Here is a 15,126-nt window from a genome sequence, read left to right as displayed (position 1 = left end):
TACCTAGGAGAATCATGTCCGCTATTCAGCGCACCGCCGTCCTCACCGGAGCCACTTCGGAACGGGGCATCGGCATCACTACCGCCCGCCGCTACGCCAGCCAGGGCTGGGGCGTGGTGATCCTGGACCTCGACGGCGAAAAGTCGGCAAAGGTCGCCACCGAAATCGGCAACGAATTCAACGTCCCGGCGTTCGGCTACGAGATCGACGTCGCCAACGAGGACTCCGTCAACGCCGCCTACGGGGCAGTTTCAGCCGAGGTCGGGAGGGGTGCCCTTCCCGCAGTCGGCGCCCTGGCCAACATCGCCGGCATCACCTCGCCGGTGCCCTTCCTGGAAACCACCCTTGACCTCTGGAACAAGGTCATGGCCGTGAACTCCACCGGCACCTACCTCGTCACGAAGGCCTTCCTGCCGGCCATGATCGACAACGGCTGGGGCCGCATCGTCAACATGTCCTCCGTTTCCGCGCAGCGCGGCGGCGGCGTCTTCGGCAAGGTCCCCTACTCCGCTGCCAAGGCCGCCATCCTCGGCTTCACCAAGGCACTCGCCCGCGAACTCGGGGATTCCGGTGTGACCGTCAACGCCATCACCCCGGGCGCAGTGGACACCAACATCCGCGTCGGCAGCACCGATGAACAGGAAGCCGCCATCAACGCCGGCATCCCGCTGGGCCGCAATGCCAGCGCCGAAGAAGTGGCCGCCGTCATCACGTTCCTCTCCTCCGACGAGTCTGCGTACCTGACCGGCACCACCATCGACATCAACGGCGGAAGCCACATGCACTAGGGGGACGCCAGCCAAGGCTCAGCAGGCTATTCGACGATGACCCGCACCCGCTGCACCGTGTTGTTGCCCATGCCCTGGTAGTTCCAGTGCTGTTCCAGAGGCTGGGTGGCACCGGTCGCGTCGGTGGCACGACACGCCAGTTCGTGGTGGCCGGGGTCGGCCACCCAGGGCAGGCTCCAGCCGCGCCACGCAAAGGCGCCGGCAGGCTTGTCCAGCTGGGCCGGAACCCACTTGCCGTCGATGCCGGCCTCCACCTTGGTCACGGTGCCCTCGCCGGACCACGCCCGGCCCTGGAGCATGACGGGGCCGCGGGACAGGTACCTGCGGCGGGTGAAGAAGTCCGGGATGCCCGGCGGAACCATGAGGGACCGGACCCGGATCCGTGAAACCGGGGTGCCGGCGTCGTCAGCGTCGTGCTGGTAACGGTACGCGACCGACTGCTGGTAGCCGGTGAAAGGGGCCGTGACCACCTGGATCGATTGCAGCCATTTGACGCTGGCCATGCCGTACCAGCCGGGGACCACTAGCCGCAGCGGATAGCCGTGCTGCGGCGGCAGTTCGCTGCCGTTCATCTTGTAGGCAAGGACGACGTCGGCCCGCGAGGCTTCCGAAATGGGCAGGCTCCGGGCGTACTGCTGCCGGACACCGCCCTGGATTCCGGTATCAAGGCCGGTGAACACCACCTCGACTGCCTCCGGCTCGACACCCGCCTGGGCGAGCAGGTACGCCAGCGGAACGCCGGTCCACACAGCTGTTCCCACGCCCTCCAGGGTCCAGGGTTGGCTGAGCGGGCGCGGTCTCAGCAGCGAACGCCCGTTGCCGGCGCATTCCATGGTCACTTGGACGCTGATGGCCGGATCCCGCTTGAGTGCCGCGAGGCTCAGTTCCATTGCCCGCTCCACGGCGCCGCCGATCCGCAGGTGCCACGCGCCGGTGACCTGCGGAATGTCGAAGTGCGTGAGCACGTAATGCAGCCCGGGCGGCGTCACGTCCTCACGCAGCGCCTCGAGCGGCATCGAGTGGTTCCGCACCGCGAGCTGCAGCTCTTCCCTGGTGATCGGGCCATGAGTGGGTTCACTGGAATGGAATCCGGTTAGCGCGGACTGCGGTACAGGGCGGGCGGACGGGCGGCGGCGGTAGATCAGCTTGGACATGGCCTTGCGATTCTGCTCGGTGCTGCGGGGTGCAGCTGCTGATAGGCGTGCTCCTCCTCACAGGTTTACGCCGCACTCAGTTGAGGGTCAACAGCCCGTCAAGAGCCGCTGATTAACGCGTCAGAGCTGCGGCAGCTTCACGAATCCCTCCAGCGCCAGCGGGTCCTGCCCCGTGAGCCCGCGAACGTCCGACGTCGGCCCGGCCAGTTCGCCGGCGGCGATCGCCGTGTAGGTGCTGACCCACGCCTCCACCTGCCACCCCGGCGCGCCGTAGGAGGCGCGGGAGGCGAAGGCCTCCTCCACGGTTTCGTGGTGGTACGTGACGGTCCTGCCCGTGGCACGCGTGAGCACCGCGGATGCCTGCGCCAGCGAGATGTCCTCCGGCCCGGTCAGGTTGTACGTTGCGCCGGAGTGGACGGCCGGGTCACGCAGCACGGCCACCGCGGACCGGGCAATGTCCTCCCGCGCGACGGCGGCCATGACGCCCTCGCCCCCCGGCCCCCGGATGACGCCGTCCTCTCCCGCCAGCATGGGAAGGAAGTCCAGGTAAAAGTTGTCCCGCAGGAACGTAAAGGCCATGCCGGAGGCCCGAATGCGCTCCTCGGTGGCATAGTGGTCGCGGCCCAGCGTGAAGGTGCATTCGGGCGCCGCACCGAAGAAGGACGTGTACACAATGTGCTGCACACCGGCCTGCGCGGCGGCGTCCACGAAGGCGTAATGCTGCTGGAGCCGGTCCTGCGCTTCCGCCGCCGAGACCATGAACAGGACCTTGACCCCTTCCAGTGCCATTCGGGACAGCGCCGGGTCCCGGTAGCTGACCGGCACCGACGGCGCGTCCTCCAGTTCCGGTGCCCGCCGGGGGTCGCGGACCAGCAGGCGCTGGGAGAACCCGGCGTCGGACAGCTGACGGGCCACCATGCCGCCCAGAACACCGGTGGCGCCGGTGACGGCAAGGTCTGGAAGTGCAGTCATGGGCCCTCCTAGGCCTCGCGGGTGGCAGGGGACTTTGTCTGGGCCGGGTCACGCTCGGCGAGGGAACCGATGGCGGCGTCGATCTTCTTCAGGACGTCCGGTTCAAGGCGCACGCCGGCGGCAGCGGCGCTGTCGGCCACCTGTTCCGGCCGGGAGGCGCCCACGATGGCGGAGGCGACGTTCGGGTTCTGCAGCACCCAGGCGACCGCCAGCTGCGGCATGGTCAGGCCGGCTTCCTCGGCGACCGGCCGCAGCTCCTGCACCGCGGTCAGGACGGCGTCCCGCATCCAGCGCTGGATCATCTTGGCGCCGCCCTTGTCGTCGGTGGCGCGGCTGCCCTCCGGGAGGGGCCGTCCGGGCTGGTACTTGCCGCTCAGGACGCCCTGCGCCATGGGGGACCAGACGATCTGGGAGACGCCCAGCTCCTCCGACGCCGGAACCACCTCCTCCTCGATGACCCGCCACAGCATGGAGTATTGCGGCTGGTTGGAGATCAGCTGGAAGCCCAGTTCCCTTGCCAGGGCGTGACCGTTGCGGAGCTGCTCGGCCGTCCACTCGCTGACCCCGATGTACAGGGCCTTTCCCTGCCGGACGATGTCCGCGAACGCCTGCATCGTTTCCTCGAGCGGCGTTTCAAAGTCGTAGCGGTGCGCCTGGTACAGGTCGACGTAGTCCGTCTGCAGCCGGCTCAGGGACCCGTCAATGGATTCCATGATGTGCTTGCGGGACAGGCCGAGATCGTTCTTGCCTTTGGGGCCGGTGGGGCCGAACACCTTCGTGAAGATCTCGATTGACTGCCGGCGTTCGCCCTTGAGCGCTTCGCCCAGAACGGTTTCGGCGGCGGTGTTGGCGTAGACGTCCGCGGTATCGAAGGTGCTGATGCCGGCGTCCAGCGCCGCCCGCACGCACTGGCTGGCGACGTCGTTCTCCACCTGGGAGCCGTGGGTCAGCCAGTTGCCGAACGTGATTTCCGAAATCTTGAAGCCGCTGTTTCCGAGGTATCTGAATTCCATGGGCTTCACGCTAGCGGAGATGGTTGCTCAGGGTAAGGGATGCCCGCAGCTTATCTCGCAGCCTGCCACTGTCCGGATCACAGCCGGCCCTGGCACCTGGCGGGTGACACCTGCCCGTCAGGCGCGGGTGCGGGCGTCCGGGTGCTGGGCGAGCGACGTCATGGAGCCGGTGTCCAGGACCGTGACGCGATCGGGTGTACCAGGTTTCCTCGCAGGCCGCGGCGGCTGGGCGGACAACGCCAACGCGGACCGGACCGTGGCCCCCTTGCCGGTGGCACCCGTGCTGGGCGGATCCGCCGGAGCCGCATCGTGGCGGAGGGCTGATTCCACAAGCGGCGCCACCTGCGTCACGCCGGCGGCGGCGACGTCGGGCGGCGGCAGGTCCCGCACCGTGACCTTGACTTCCGGCGCGGCGGCCCGGGCACGTGCCACGGCGCGGGCGTCGGCGGCAGCAACGGCGGCAGCCCAGTCCTTCGCGAGGACGGGCGGCACCGGACGGGCGGCAGTCACCAGCGGGTGGTCGGTGAGGGCGGTACGGAGCGCCACCCGGAGGCCAGCGCGGGTCAGCAGTTTCTTCCAGTCGATCGGTGCGCGCGGCTCACGGACCGGGCGCGGGGCCCTGGCGGACTTCTTCGCCTTGGCAGGCACGCTTTCCGCCCCGGCTGGCAGCGGACTGCCGTCTGCCGCCAGCCGCACAATCTCGATGGTCTCGTTCCTGGGGAGGCGGCCGAACAGCGCCATCACGATCAGCGCGACGAGGCGGCCGAGGCCCGCTATCACCAGCGTGAGCATGACACTGATGCACAGGCCGATGAACATGAGGAAGGCAACACCAAGGGTGCCAAAAAAGGTCAGGTTCAGTGCAATCGTTGTTGGATCTTCCACTTCACCCTCCTTACCTTCGGCGCCCGGTCCGTCCCCCGACGATCGAACCCGGTGGTCACGCCGGAAAACAGCCCCTTACCACCATACGGACTATTTACGGCCGACATGCCCTCATGACAAGTCCCGGCAATTGTTGTTTCCGAGCTGTTATAGGACCGGGCCCTCCCCGGTCGCCTGTAGTCTGATCCAGCAACTGACCGCCTCGTTCCCAGGGATGCCATGACCCAGCCAGAATCATTCTCCGGTAACTGCCCCTGCCTTTCCGGCGAGCAGTACACGGACTGCTGCGGCCGGTTCCACGGCGGTTCGGTAGAGGCGGCAACCGCCGAGCAGCTGATGCGTTCCCGCTACTCTGCCTTCGTCCTGCTGGATGCCGCCTACCTCCTGAAGACATGGCATTCCAGCACGCGGCCTGCGGAACTGGATCTCGATCCGGGCCTGGAATGGCGGCGGCTGGACATCGTATCCCTCGATCGGGGTGGCCCGCTCGACACCGAAGGCGTGGTGGAGTTCAAGGCGCACTTCCGGCACGACGGCGAACGCGGCGTCCACCACGAATCCAGCCGCTTCCTCAGGGTGGACCGGCGCTGGTTCTACGTGGACGCCGTCGCGCTTCACCAGTAGCGGAGCTGACCGGCTACCCGGCAGCCGGTCGGTGCTCCGCCTGGTTCAGTGCTCCTCGTAATCAGCCGTGGGAGTGAACCCGGCGCGGTCCACCTTGCGGTGGAAGTGCATGCCTGCCATGCCGCCCAGGACGGCACCCACCAGAGCCACGAGGGCCACCACGACGGCGGCAATGATGCCGGTGGTGGTGACCTGGCCCTCGTTGACCGGAATCCGCGGGAAGCTGTTCAGCTGCGCCAGGATATTGAACTGCTCGCCGGCGATCATGCCGAGCACGGCCACCAGCACTGCGGCGATCAAGGCCCAGATCCACACCATGAACCCCTGCTTGGCACCATTGAACCGGGCCATCCTGCCGGCGACGTAGCCGCCGCAGTAGTAGGAAACGAAGAGGATGACCAGCAGCACGACGATGCCCACGATCCCAATCGTCTGGTTCGAGGCAGCTCGCCCCACGTCGGTGTTCGTGGCAAGTCCCACGGCGGTCCCGGCCGCGGCGACCAGGGCGGTCAGCAGCACAGCCATGCCCGTGGCGGCCAGCCAGCCGAAGAACGCCGAGCCAACCTTGATGCCGCCGAACGCCTCCCTTTGCCGTGCCGCCGCCATTTCCCGGGTGGCGAAGGCGGGATCGTCTGGCCGTCCCGTGTCCGGGGGGCCGTCCGTTTCAGTGTCGGGTGTGTAGTCTCGCTCGGCGTACGGCGTCTCGGCGTCCGTGGTGTTGAGCGCCCGGGTGTGCGTGTCCGTCGTGGCGCCGGTCCCGGTGACACCGGGGCTGGCGGCTGAACGCCTGGTTTGGGTGGCGTCGTAAACAGGAGTGGCCTCCGTGGGGGCATCTGCCGTACTGCGCTCCGCGCTGAAGCCGGCAGGGTAGGCCTCTGCCGCGCTGTGTTCAGGCCTGTTCGCTTCTGACCTGGTGGGTTCGGACGTGCCTGATTCAGAGGAAGTGCGCCGGGGGCGCCTGTCCCCGGAGCCGATTGGGCTGCTCATCAGCGACTCGCTTTCATTGAACGGACCCGGGCTCAGGGGCCTAAGCCGGGCAACGCAATGCCGAGGCCAAGGCACTGACCTCAGTTTCTAGCTAACTCCGTTCAATGGGTATTAGCAAGGATGCTTAGTATCTTGGTTTTGGCGCGTCTTCCCTTGTCAGAGGCGGTGCGGGTGCTGTCAGGGCCTGGGTTCGTCAGGTCAGCGGTAGGCGCGGTGCAGGTTCTCCCTCGTTGACTCCCGGGCAGAGGCATCGGCGATCCACGGACCGGTCCCTTCGGACTGGTCCAGCACGCCGGCCTCCAGCCACTCGTAGTCGCCGGCCAGAACCTTGCGCGCGAGGTCACGGTCGCCGTGGTCGGTGTTCCGCCACAGCTGGTCGAAGTATTCGTCCACGCGGACGCGTGCCTGCTCACAGAAGGCGTCGGCCAGTTCGAAGGCCGTGGCGCCGCGTTCGGGCGCGGTGCGGAGCAGCATCTCGGCCCGCGAGCAGCAAGCCGCCATGGCGAACAGCTCGGCTCCGATATCGACGATCCGGCCCAGGAACGCTTGTTTGTGCTCAAGGCCGGCCTGCCAGCGGCCCATGCCGTAGAAGGTCTGCCTGGCCAGCCGGCGCGAGGACCGTTCCACGAAGCGGAGGTGCTTGGCCAGCCGGCCGAAGTCGCTGTACGACCGTGGATCCATGCCGGCACCCGCCACCAGTTTGGGCAGCCATTTTGCGTAGAAGCCGGAGGCTCCGACGGCGGCACGCGCCTTGTCCGAAAGGCTCGCCTCCGCGGAGGCCAGGTCCCCGGCGGCGGCAAGGTGGGCGTCCACGGCCTCGCGGGCTATCAGCAGCCGCATGATCTCGGACGAGCCCTCGAAGATCCGGTTGATCCGCAGGTCGCGAAGCTGCTGTTCGGCGGGGACGGCCCGCTCGCCGCGGGCCTCGAGCGACTCGGCCGTCTCGAAGCCGCGGCCGCCCCGGATCTGCACGAGTTCATCGGCGATCCGGTAGCTGATCTCGGTGGACCAGAGTTTGGCCAGCGCAGCCTCGATGCGGACGTCCTTTTGCCCGGCATCGGCCATTTCCGCGGACAGCTCGAATACGGCATCAAGCGCGAACGCGGTGGCGGCGATGAACGCGATCTTCTTGCCGACGGCTTCGTGCTTGCCCACGGGGCGGCCCCACTGGGTGCGGGCGTTGGACCATTCCCGCGCGATCTTGAGGCTCCAGCGGCCCGTCGCCACGCAAAGCGCCGGCAGCGAGAGCCGCCCGGTGTTCAGCGTGGTGAGCGCAATTTTCAGGCCCTGGCCCTCACGGCCCAGCCTGTTGGCGGCCGGCACCGTGACCTGGTGGAAGCGGGTCACACCGTTTTCGATGCCGCGCAGGCCCATGAAGGTGTTGCGGTTCTCCACCGTGATTCCCGGGGAGTCCATTTCCACGACGAAGGCGGTAATTCCCCCCTTGTGGACGGCGCCGTCGGCGCCGGTGTGCTGCGGCACCACGGCCATCACCACCACGAGCTCGGCGATCACGCCGTTGGTGGTCCAAAGCTTGACGCCGTCCAGAACGTACGAATCGCCGTCGGCGGTGGGAACGGCCGTGCTGCCCATCCGGGCGGGGTCGCTGCCGACGTCGGGCTCGGTCAGCAGGAACGCAGTAACAGCCCCCTCCGCGCAGCGCGGCAGGTAGGTGCGTTTCTGCTCGGCGGTACCGAACACCTTGACCGGTTCCGGCACGCCGATGGACTGGTGGGCGGAGAGCAGTGCGCCCAGGCTCGGATGCACGGATCCCAGCAGGGCCAGCGCCCGCCCGTAGTACACCAGTGACAGGCCCAGGCCGCCGTACTCCAACGGGATCTTCATGCCGAATACCCCCAGCTCGGCCAGGCCGCGGAGGTACTCATCGGGAATCTTCGCGTCACGTTCGATGATCCGTCCTGACATGGTGCGGCAGAACTCCGTCAGCCGTGCCATGAAGGCCTCACCGCGCTCCACGTCATCGGGTTTGGCGGCCGGCCAGGGATGGATGAGGCTGAGGTCAAAGCTGCCGAGGTACAGGCCCTTGGCGAAGCTGGGCCTGGCCCATTCGGTTTCGCGTGCAGCCTCGGCAATGGCGCGTGCGTCCTCTGCGGACGCGCCCGCGCCGATCTTCTCCGGGGCAACGGGTGTTTCGGACGCGGGACTGTCCACGGGCGGAACGGCGCCAGTGCCGTCCGTTGCCGTGCTGTCAGAAGCCAGGCTTTCAGTTGCGTGGCTGTCGGTGGCGGAGCTCACGGGGCATCTCCTCTGACCGGATGACCGGCTCAAAGCCCTGGGTCCGCCGCGGGTGGAGAACCCTTCAGCTGTCCCTCAATGCTACCCGCGGGTAAGTTCCGGTGCTAGGGGACGGCTGCCCCTGAAATTCCGCGGGAAACTCGACTGCGGCGGCGTGGTGCACCAGCCTGTCCCAGGCGTGGTTGATCCCGTGGACGGTCCTGAGCAGCACCGCGGCGACGGCCAGCCAGGCAAGCCTTCCCACGCCCACCAGGACGAGGGCGGCGAACGCCGCCACGGCCACGAACAAGACCAGTGCCAAGGCAACCATCAGCGTTCCAATGAACACCAGGGTGCCTGTCTCCACTGCACTCAAGTCGAACTCCATGCTTCCCCCTGCGCCGTTGCTGCGGATGGATCAGTAGCTCGAGACTAGGGCCAGGGGCGAAGCTTCCTCCAGCCTTTCGGCCATGCTGTGGCCGCCTTGATACGGGATCGAGACAATACTCTCCCGTAGGTCACGGAGTGATTGCGAAAACCTCATCTGTCACACCCGTAACGGTGCCTCACTGGCAACCGGGTCTACGGTTCGGGGCGACGGGCGGCTCTGCGTTAACCTTGTAGCTGGCAGTTTTCGGGTTTCCGCTGCCCAGACCATCCCCCAGCCGCTAAGGAGAGTGTGTGCCCCGGTCCGCCACGTCCTCCGCTGACGCGATCAGCGCAAGGCTCCGGGATCTGGAGCTCCTCACCAAGGGGCCGGCATGGGCCCTTACCCGCTCTGCCCCCTGGGTGATCGCGGTGCTGCAGGCATCCTTCACCCGCACCCGGCCGCAGCTTCCGCTGGAAGAATTCCACGCCGACGTCGACTCCTTCCTCGAGCAGCTTCGCCGCCAGGACCCGGGGCTGGGCGGCGGTGCCAACGGCAAGTCCTTCGGCGACGAATGGACCCGCAAGCAGTTCCTGACGCGCCGGAACCAGTCGGGGCAGATCGTGTACGAGGTTACGGAGCCGGCCGCCCGCGTGCTGGCATTTTTGGACAGCCTCTCCAGTGACAGGTCCACGCTTAACGGCTCCCGGCTGGGCACGCTCCTGGGCGACGTGGAGAAGCTCGCCAACGAGACCAACCCGGACCAGAGCGCCAGGCTGGAATCGCTGGAGGAGGAGATCGAGGAGCGGCAACAGCTGATCGAGGACATCAGCTCCGGTGACTTCGACGGACTGCTCGACGATGACCAAGCCGTGGAAGCGGCCGGCAACATCCTGGACCTCGCCGCCAGCCTCCCGGCGGACTACAAGAAAATGCGTGACCGGATCGAGGAGCTCGTGGGCGAGCTCCGGAACCAGATCATCGAGGAATCCCTGACCAAGGGTGCCACGATGGCCCAGGTCCTTGAGGCGGACAAGCGGCTGCGCCAAAGCCCGGAGGGCAGGACCTTCCGTTCCTTCACCGCGTTCCTCGAGGACCCGCAGCAGCAGCTGCGCTTCCGCTCCGCCATCGGTGAAGTGCTCAGCCGCCAGTTCGCGGACGACCTTTCGCCGGAGGACCGGGAGACCCTGAAAAACCTCGTGGCGGAGCTCAGGCAGCAGCACAGCCAGATCCAGCGCATCTACGGCAAGCTCAGCGAGAGCCTGAACACCTACATCCAGAGCGACGATTTCCGCCAGTCGGTGCGGCTCCGCAAGGTGCTGCGCGAGGCGGAGCAGGCCATCCGATCCATGCCTTACGAGCGTGAACGGCCCGGCCTGGTGCGCGGCCCGGTGCTGTTCAATGCCGGGTTCGAATCCCTCGCCATGGTCAAGCTTTTCGACCCGGACGAGTTCGCGGCCCCGCCCAAGCTCGCGGACCCCATTGCGTTCAGCGACTCGGACCGGGTGCGCTCGCCCCGGACCGCCAAGGCCAGGCCGGAGTCGATCCGCGCCGCGGCAGCGGGCGCCACGGCCCTCGCCGAGGCGTGGGGGCAGCTTCCGCCGGAGGAGCAGCACATCAACTCCATCAGGGCGCTGCTCTCGCATGCACTCCACACCGGCGCAGGTTTTGACCAGCTGGCCTGGGAGGCCCTCGACTTCGAACAGATAGACGGCACCACGCGCAAGGCGTACCTGCCGGTGGTAACGCTCAAGAAGGATTAGCGATGACAGACGTTTCAAACACCACGAGTGCAGCACCAGATGCCGCCCAGGGAGAACGGGCGGGGGCGGCATCTGGTGCGGAACGCTCCTTCGCCGTAACCCCGCGCGACACGTTTGTGGACGGCGCCGCCCTCTTCCCCGGCGACACCGGCGTGCTTCCCATGAAGGTGCGGCAGGCCCTCGTGAAGCTGCTGAAGGGCCCGTACGTCGACGGCGGCCGGGACGAGAAGCTTTGGACGACGCTGCTGGATAACCAGCTGATCCTGCGCAGCCGGCTGTCCGAGCTTTTCCTCACCCTCGAGCTGGACCACGAGCGCAAGATCGCGGTGCTGCGTCCGGTTGACCCGGAGGCGATCGGCGGCAGCGCCCGCTCCAGCATCCTGCGCCAGCAGCGTGCCCTCAGCCGGGTGGAAACGATCGTGCTGCTGCGCCTGCGGCTCCTGCTGGACCGCCACGTCACGGCGCAGACGGACCCCACCATCACGCGCGAAGAAATCGCCGAGCTCGTGGCGCACTATCAGCCGGCGGGCCTGCAGGACGCCCTGCGCGACTCGGACGTGGTTAACCGCGCAATCACCAAGCTCCTGGCCCGCCAGCTCCTGCTGACCACCGGCCTGGACGACGTCTACACCATCTCCAACGCCCTGCCCCTGGCCCTCCCGTTCGACAACATCGGCGACATCCCGGCCCAAATCGAAGCCCTCATAGCCGCCACGGCTGACCCCACGGGCACCGAACCCCTCATAGATCTCGACGTCGATTCTGCGGAGGACGCCGAAGACGATAACGAAGGGGCGGGGGCGGCAGCGCCGTCGTCGTTCTCAGCCACGGCAGACGAAGCGGAGGCAGCCAAGTGAGTATTGCGAGCATGCTTCCGCTGGGCGACGTGGTCAACCCGGGCCAGATGCGTCTTGCGCTGGTGCAGGTGGTCAACTGGGGCACGTTCCACGGCGCCCACACGATGCACGTGGACCGCAACGGCACGCTGCTGACCGGCAACTCGGGTGTCGGCAAGTCAACGCTGTTCGACGCGATGCTGCGGGTGTTTGACGCCCGGCCGCGATCCAACGAGGCCGCAGCCCAGCGCTCGGGTGCCGTGGAGGACAAGCGGACCACGTTTACGTACATGCGCGGCAAGGTGGGGGACAAAGCCGTCGGCGAGGGCTCGGCCAGTGCGTTCCAGCGTCCCGGTGCCACCTGGTCCGCTGTCGCCCTCACCTTCGACAACGCGGCCGGCACCAAGGTGACGGTGTCGGCGCTGTTTGACCTGCCTAAGAACGGCACGGAGTCGAGCGTCGGCCGGTACTACCTGATCGACAACAGGCAGCTGGACCTCGCCGCCATTGAGGACATCGCCGAGAAGCGCTTTACCAGGGCGGCGCTGGAAAACATTTTCCCGGACGCCCAGGTCTTTGACGTGCACAAGGCGTTCGCAGAGCGGTTCCGCCGGCTCCTGGGTATCAACTCGGACCAGGCGTTGCCCCTGCTCCGCGTCATCCAGGCCGGAAAGGGCCTCGGCGGCAGTGTGAACACGTTCTTCCGCGACCAGGTGCTGGACGCGCCGGCCACCTTGACCGCGGCGGACGACGTCGTCGAGGAATTCAGCAACCTCATGTCCATCCGGCAGCGCCTGGAGGACGTCCGGCAGCAGCGCGACCAGCTGGCCCCGGTCCCGGGACTGAACAGGGAGTACGCCCAGTCGCTGCTGGACGCGAACCGGCTCCGTGAGCTCGCGGGGGAGGAGTTCGAAGCGTACCGGCAGCAGCTTGCCGTGGGCGTTCACGAGAAAACGCTGGCCCGCTACAAGGCGCTGGCCCAGACGAAGGCCAAGGAGCTCGCCGCCGAACGCGCAGTGCGGGACGGCCTGGCCAAGGAACTCCGGCAGCTGGAGGCCGAGTACAACAACCAGGGCGGCAACGCCATCTCCTCGATCGAGCAGTCCCTCGAGAACGCACGGGTGGGGCTGAAGCTCCGCCAGCAGGTGGAGGAAGCGGCCCGGCAGGCGCTGACGGACGCAGGCCTGGACCTGGAGTGGACGGCCGAGGGCTGGGAACAGGCCCACGAGCAGGCAGCCTCCCGCTCCGCCGAGCTGAAGGACGATGCTGCGGCCCTGCAGGAGCTCCGGTTCGAGGCCTTTGACGCCCACGCCACGAAGAAGCGCGAGCTTGCCGCGGCCGAGCAGGAGCTCGTTTCGCTGAAAACGCGCAAGTCCCTGCTGCCGCCGTCGAGCATTGAAAACCGCGCCGCGATTGCCGCTACTACCGGCATCCCCGAGGAACAGATGCCGTTCGGCGGCGAGCTGATCGACCTGGCCGAGGGCCAGGAGCGGTGGCGCCCTGCCGCTGAACGCGCCTTGCGGAACCTGGCCACCACGCTGCTGGTCCCGGGCGAGCACTTTGCCGCGGTTACCCGCTACCTGAATGGCCACACGGTCCGCGGCGCTTTGCGCGCGGTGGACGTGTCCAAACCGCTCGCCGGAGCGGCGCTCGCGGTGGAAGACGTGGCCGACGGCGACCTGCTGACCAAGCTGGCCATCCTCACCACTGGGACGAACGGGGAAGCCGGTGTGTGGATCCGTGAGCGGATCGCCCTGGACCTCGCGTACCCGTGCGTGGAGAATCCGGACGAGCTTGCGGCCTTGGACAAGGGCCTGAGCCTCGGCGGCGTGGTCAAACGCAACCGGCATACCGTGGAGAAGGACGACCGGTTCACCAGTCGGCAGGATTACGTCCTCGGGTTCGACAACGCCTCCAAGCTGGAGCTCGTGGCCGGGCAGGTTGAGGACCTGCGCCAGGAACTGGCCAAGGCGGCGCAGTTGGCCCAAAGCCGCGAGGAATCACACCAGGGCATGTCCCGGCAGCTTGAGGCCCTGCGCCGGGTGGCCGAGGACCACCGTCCCTGGGAACAGGTCTCGGCGGCGGTTGCTGCCGACGAGCTCGCCAGGATTGAGCAGCGGCTCAAGGATGCCCTTGCCGCCCAGGCGGACCTCGAACCGCTCCGCGCCAACATCGAAACCGCGCGCCAGCAGCACCAGTCCAGCACCGAGGCGGCCGCGGTGCTGCAGAGCGAATACAAGGCGCTGGACCAGCAGCTCACCGCCTCCGATTCACTGCTGGAAGCCGCACGCATCCGTGTGAACCAGGCCCCGCCGTCGGACTCCACCGCCGCTGCGCTGGCGCCGTACTTCGCCGAATTCGGCGACGTCACCGAAATGCATGAGCTGGAAAACATCGCCGGCCGGGTGCGGACCCAGCTGCTCGGGGACTTGCACGGGGCAGAGTCCCGCGCCCAGGCCACGTCGGAGCGGCTCACGCGGATCTTCGAAGGCTTCGTCCGCGACTGGGGCACCGCCATTTCAGCCGACCATGGCACGTCGATCGGTGCGGTCGGCGAGTTCGAGGCCCGCTACCACGCGATCATCAATGACGGGCTGCCCGCGCAGGAGGCAGAGTTCCGGCAGTTCTTCAACCAGCGCACGCACGAGTCGTTCAGCACGCTGCTCCACCTGCTGGACGAGGAACGCCGCTCCATCACGAGCAGGATCCTGCCGCTGAACGGGATCCTGTCCGAGGTGAACTTCCACGAGGGCAGCTTCCTGGAACTCGACATCAAGCAGACCCTCCCGCCCACGGCCAAGCAGTTCAAGGACGCCATCCAGAACGCGCTTAAAACCCGGCACGCCCGGCACGGCAAGACGGAAGGCTCGAACCCCGGACAGGATGACGATGCCGAGCTGACCGCCCGTTACAAGTCCCTCGAGACGCTGGTGAAACGGCTGGGGTCGCAGACGCCCGAGGACCGGCGCTGGCGGGCCGAGGTGCTGGACGTGCGCGGGCACCTCTTCATCCAGTGCAAAGAGCACCGCGAGGTGGACGCGCCCGGGAAAAAGGGCGGGAAACGGATCGAGGTCTTCATGCATGCGGACACGGGTTCCATGTCCGGTGGTGAGCGCCAGCGGTTTACCGCCTTCATCATGGCGGCGGCGCTGAGCTACCAGCTGGGCATTGCCGAGCAGGGCTTCACCACCTACGGCACCGTGATGATGGACGAGGCCTTCGTGCTTGCCTCCGAAGAATTCGCCGGCGCCGGCATCAAGGCGCTGCACGAGTTCGGCTTCCAGCTGCTCCTTGCGGCACCGGAGAACGTCATCGACCTGTCCCGGCATCTGGGCTCGGTCACGGAGATCCTGCGGGACAGGCGCACCAACCGCTCCGGCGTGCTGACCGCGCCCGTTATCACCCCGAAACCGGGAACAGAAGGGCAGTGGCGGTCCGAGGCCAATCCCGTGGATATCGTGCTGCGCTAGTCTGTAACGGTTCGCGCGGCTCATAACAGATC

General features: G+C 67.4%; 12 protein-coding genes. 5 read left to right on the top strand and 7 right to left on the bottom strand.

Annotation, left to right across the window (positions count from 1 at the left end):
- Positions 1 to 14: 14 nt before the first annotated feature.
- Positions 15 to 788, top strand: a complete 774-nt coding sequence (locus tag AC1DFE_RS21185; protein ID WP_476907827.1) for an SDR family NAD(P)-dependent oxidoreductase — start codon at positions 15 to 17, stop codon at positions 786 to 788.
- Between the two features lie 26 nt (positions 789 to 814).
- Here the strand turns inward: AC1DFE_RS21185 and AC1DFE_RS21180 are convergent, their stop codons facing one another.
- From AC1DFE_RS21180 to AC1DFE_RS21165, 4 genes are all read right to left on the bottom strand, one after another.
- On the bottom strand, positions 815 to 1,942 hold the full coding sequence (locus AC1DFE_RS21180) for a sulfite oxidase (RefSeq protein WP_476907826.1): 1,128 nt from the start codon (positions 1,940 to 1,942) through the stop codon (positions 815 to 817).
- Between the two features lie 120 nt (positions 1,943 to 2,062).
- The gene (locus AC1DFE_RS21175) at positions 2,063 to 2,914 is read right to left on the bottom strand and encodes an SDR family oxidoreductase (RefSeq protein WP_476907825.1); all 852 of its coding nucleotides are present in this window, start codon (positions 2,912 to 2,914) and stop codon (positions 2,063 to 2,065) included.
- An 8-nt stretch (positions 2,915 to 2,922) separates the two neighbouring features.
- Positions 2,923 to 3,927 carry an aldo/keto reductase family protein gene (locus tag AC1DFE_RS21170; protein ID WP_476907824.1) on the bottom strand — a complete coding sequence of 335 codons (1,005 nt, stop codon included), beginning with the start codon at positions 3,925 to 3,927 and terminating at the stop codon, positions 2,923 to 2,925.
- A 117-nt stretch (positions 3,928 to 4,044) separates the two neighbouring features.
- Entirely contained in the window at positions 4,045 to 4,812 is a 768-nt protein-coding gene (locus AC1DFE_RS21165) for a hypothetical protein (protein ID WP_476907823.1), read from the bottom strand.
- 219 nt (positions 4,813 to 5,031) lie between these two features.
- Here AC1DFE_RS21165 and AC1DFE_RS21160 point away from each other — a divergent pair, with 219 nt between their 5' ends.
- The gene (locus AC1DFE_RS21160) at positions 5,032 to 5,436 is read left to right on the top strand and encodes a YchJ family protein (RefSeq protein ID WP_476907822.1); all 405 of its coding nucleotides are present in this window, start codon (positions 5,032 to 5,034) and stop codon (positions 5,434 to 5,436) included.
- A gap of 45 nt (positions 5,437 to 5,481) precedes the next feature.
- Here the strand turns inward: AC1DFE_RS21160 and AC1DFE_RS21155 are convergent, their stop codons facing one another.
- The 3 genes from AC1DFE_RS21155 to AC1DFE_RS21145 form a co-directional block, all read right to left on the bottom strand.
- Positions 5,482 to 6,423 (bottom strand): YrzE family protein, encoded by a 942-nt coding sequence (locus AC1DFE_RS21155; protein WP_476907821.1) that lies wholly within the window; start codon positions 6,421 to 6,423, stop codon positions 5,482 to 5,484.
- Between the two features lie 198 nt (positions 6,424 to 6,621).
- Complete coding sequence (locus AC1DFE_RS21150) at positions 6,622 to 8,595, bottom strand: acyl-CoA dehydrogenase family protein (RefSeq protein ID WP_476907845.1); 1,974 nt, start codon at positions 8,593 to 8,595, stop codon at positions 6,622 to 6,624.
- 148 nt (positions 8,596 to 8,743) lie between these two features.
- Entirely contained in the window at positions 8,744 to 9,046 is a 303-nt protein-coding gene (locus tag AC1DFE_RS21145) for a hypothetical protein (protein WP_476907820.1), read from the bottom strand.
- 293 nt (positions 9,047 to 9,339) lie between these two features.
- On the opposite strand from AC1DFE_RS21145, the gene AC1DFE_RS21140 reads away from it, so the two are divergent.
- The 3 genes from AC1DFE_RS21140 to AC1DFE_RS21130 are packed head-to-tail and all read left to right on the top strand — an operon-like array spanning position 9,340 to position 15,094.
- A complete protein-coding gene (locus AC1DFE_RS21140; protein ID WP_476907819.1) occupies positions 9,340 to 10,788 on the top strand; it encodes a DUF3375 family protein in 1,449 nt (482 codons plus the stop codon).
- Positions 10,789 to 10,790: 2 nt separating this feature from the next.
- Complete coding sequence (locus AC1DFE_RS21135) at positions 10,791 to 11,645, top strand: DUF4194 domain-containing protein (RefSeq protein WP_476907818.1); 855 nt, start codon at positions 10,791 to 10,793, stop codon at positions 11,643 to 11,645.
- Positions 11,642 to 15,094, top strand: a complete 3,453-nt coding sequence (locus AC1DFE_RS21130) for an ATP-binding protein (RefSeq protein WP_476907817.1) — start codon at positions 11,642 to 11,644, stop codon at positions 15,092 to 15,094. The genes AC1DFE_RS21135 and AC1DFE_RS21130 overlap by 4 nt, the downstream gene beginning before the upstream one ends.
- The last annotated feature ends 32 nt before the right edge of the window (positions 15,095 to 15,126 follow it).

This window comes from Arthrobacter sp. 05T423, from assembly GCF_056396245.1.
Note: the sequence above shows the minus strand (reverse complement) of the source record. Positions and strands in the feature narration are given on the sequence as shown.

Excerpts from the sequence above, each read along its gene's own strand:
- AC1DFE_RS21135 (WP_476907818.1), top strand. The coding sequence starts at position 10,791 with ATGACAGACGTTTCAAACACCACGAGTGCAGCACCAGATGCCGCCCAG.
- AC1DFE_RS21145 (WP_476907820.1), bottom strand. The coding sequence starts at position 9,046 with ATGGAGTTCGACTTGAGTGCAGTGGAGACAGGCACCCTGGTGTTCATT.
- AC1DFE_RS21175 (WP_476907825.1), bottom strand. The coding sequence starts at position 2,914 with ATGACTGCACTTCCAGACCTTGCCGTCACCGGCGCCACCGGTGTTCTG.
- AC1DFE_RS21160 (WP_476907822.1), top strand. The coding sequence starts at position 5,032 with ATGACCCAGCCAGAATCATTCTCCGGTAACTGCCCCTGCCTTTCCGGC.
- AC1DFE_RS21185 (WP_476907827.1), top strand. The coding sequence starts at position 15 with ATGTCCGCTATTCAGCGCACCGCCGTCCTCACCGGAGCCACTTCGGAA.
- AC1DFE_RS21155 (WP_476907821.1), bottom strand. The coding sequence starts at position 6,423 with ATGAGCAGCCCAATCGGCTCCGGGGACAGGCGCCCCCGGCGCACTTCC.
- AC1DFE_RS21170 (WP_476907824.1), bottom strand. The coding sequence starts at position 3,927 with ATGGAATTCAGATACCTCGGAAACAGCGGCTTCAAGATTTCGGAAATC.
- AC1DFE_RS21180 (WP_476907826.1), bottom strand. The coding sequence starts at position 1,942 with ATGTCCAAGCTGATCTACCGCCGCCGCCCGTCCGCCCGCCCTGTACCG.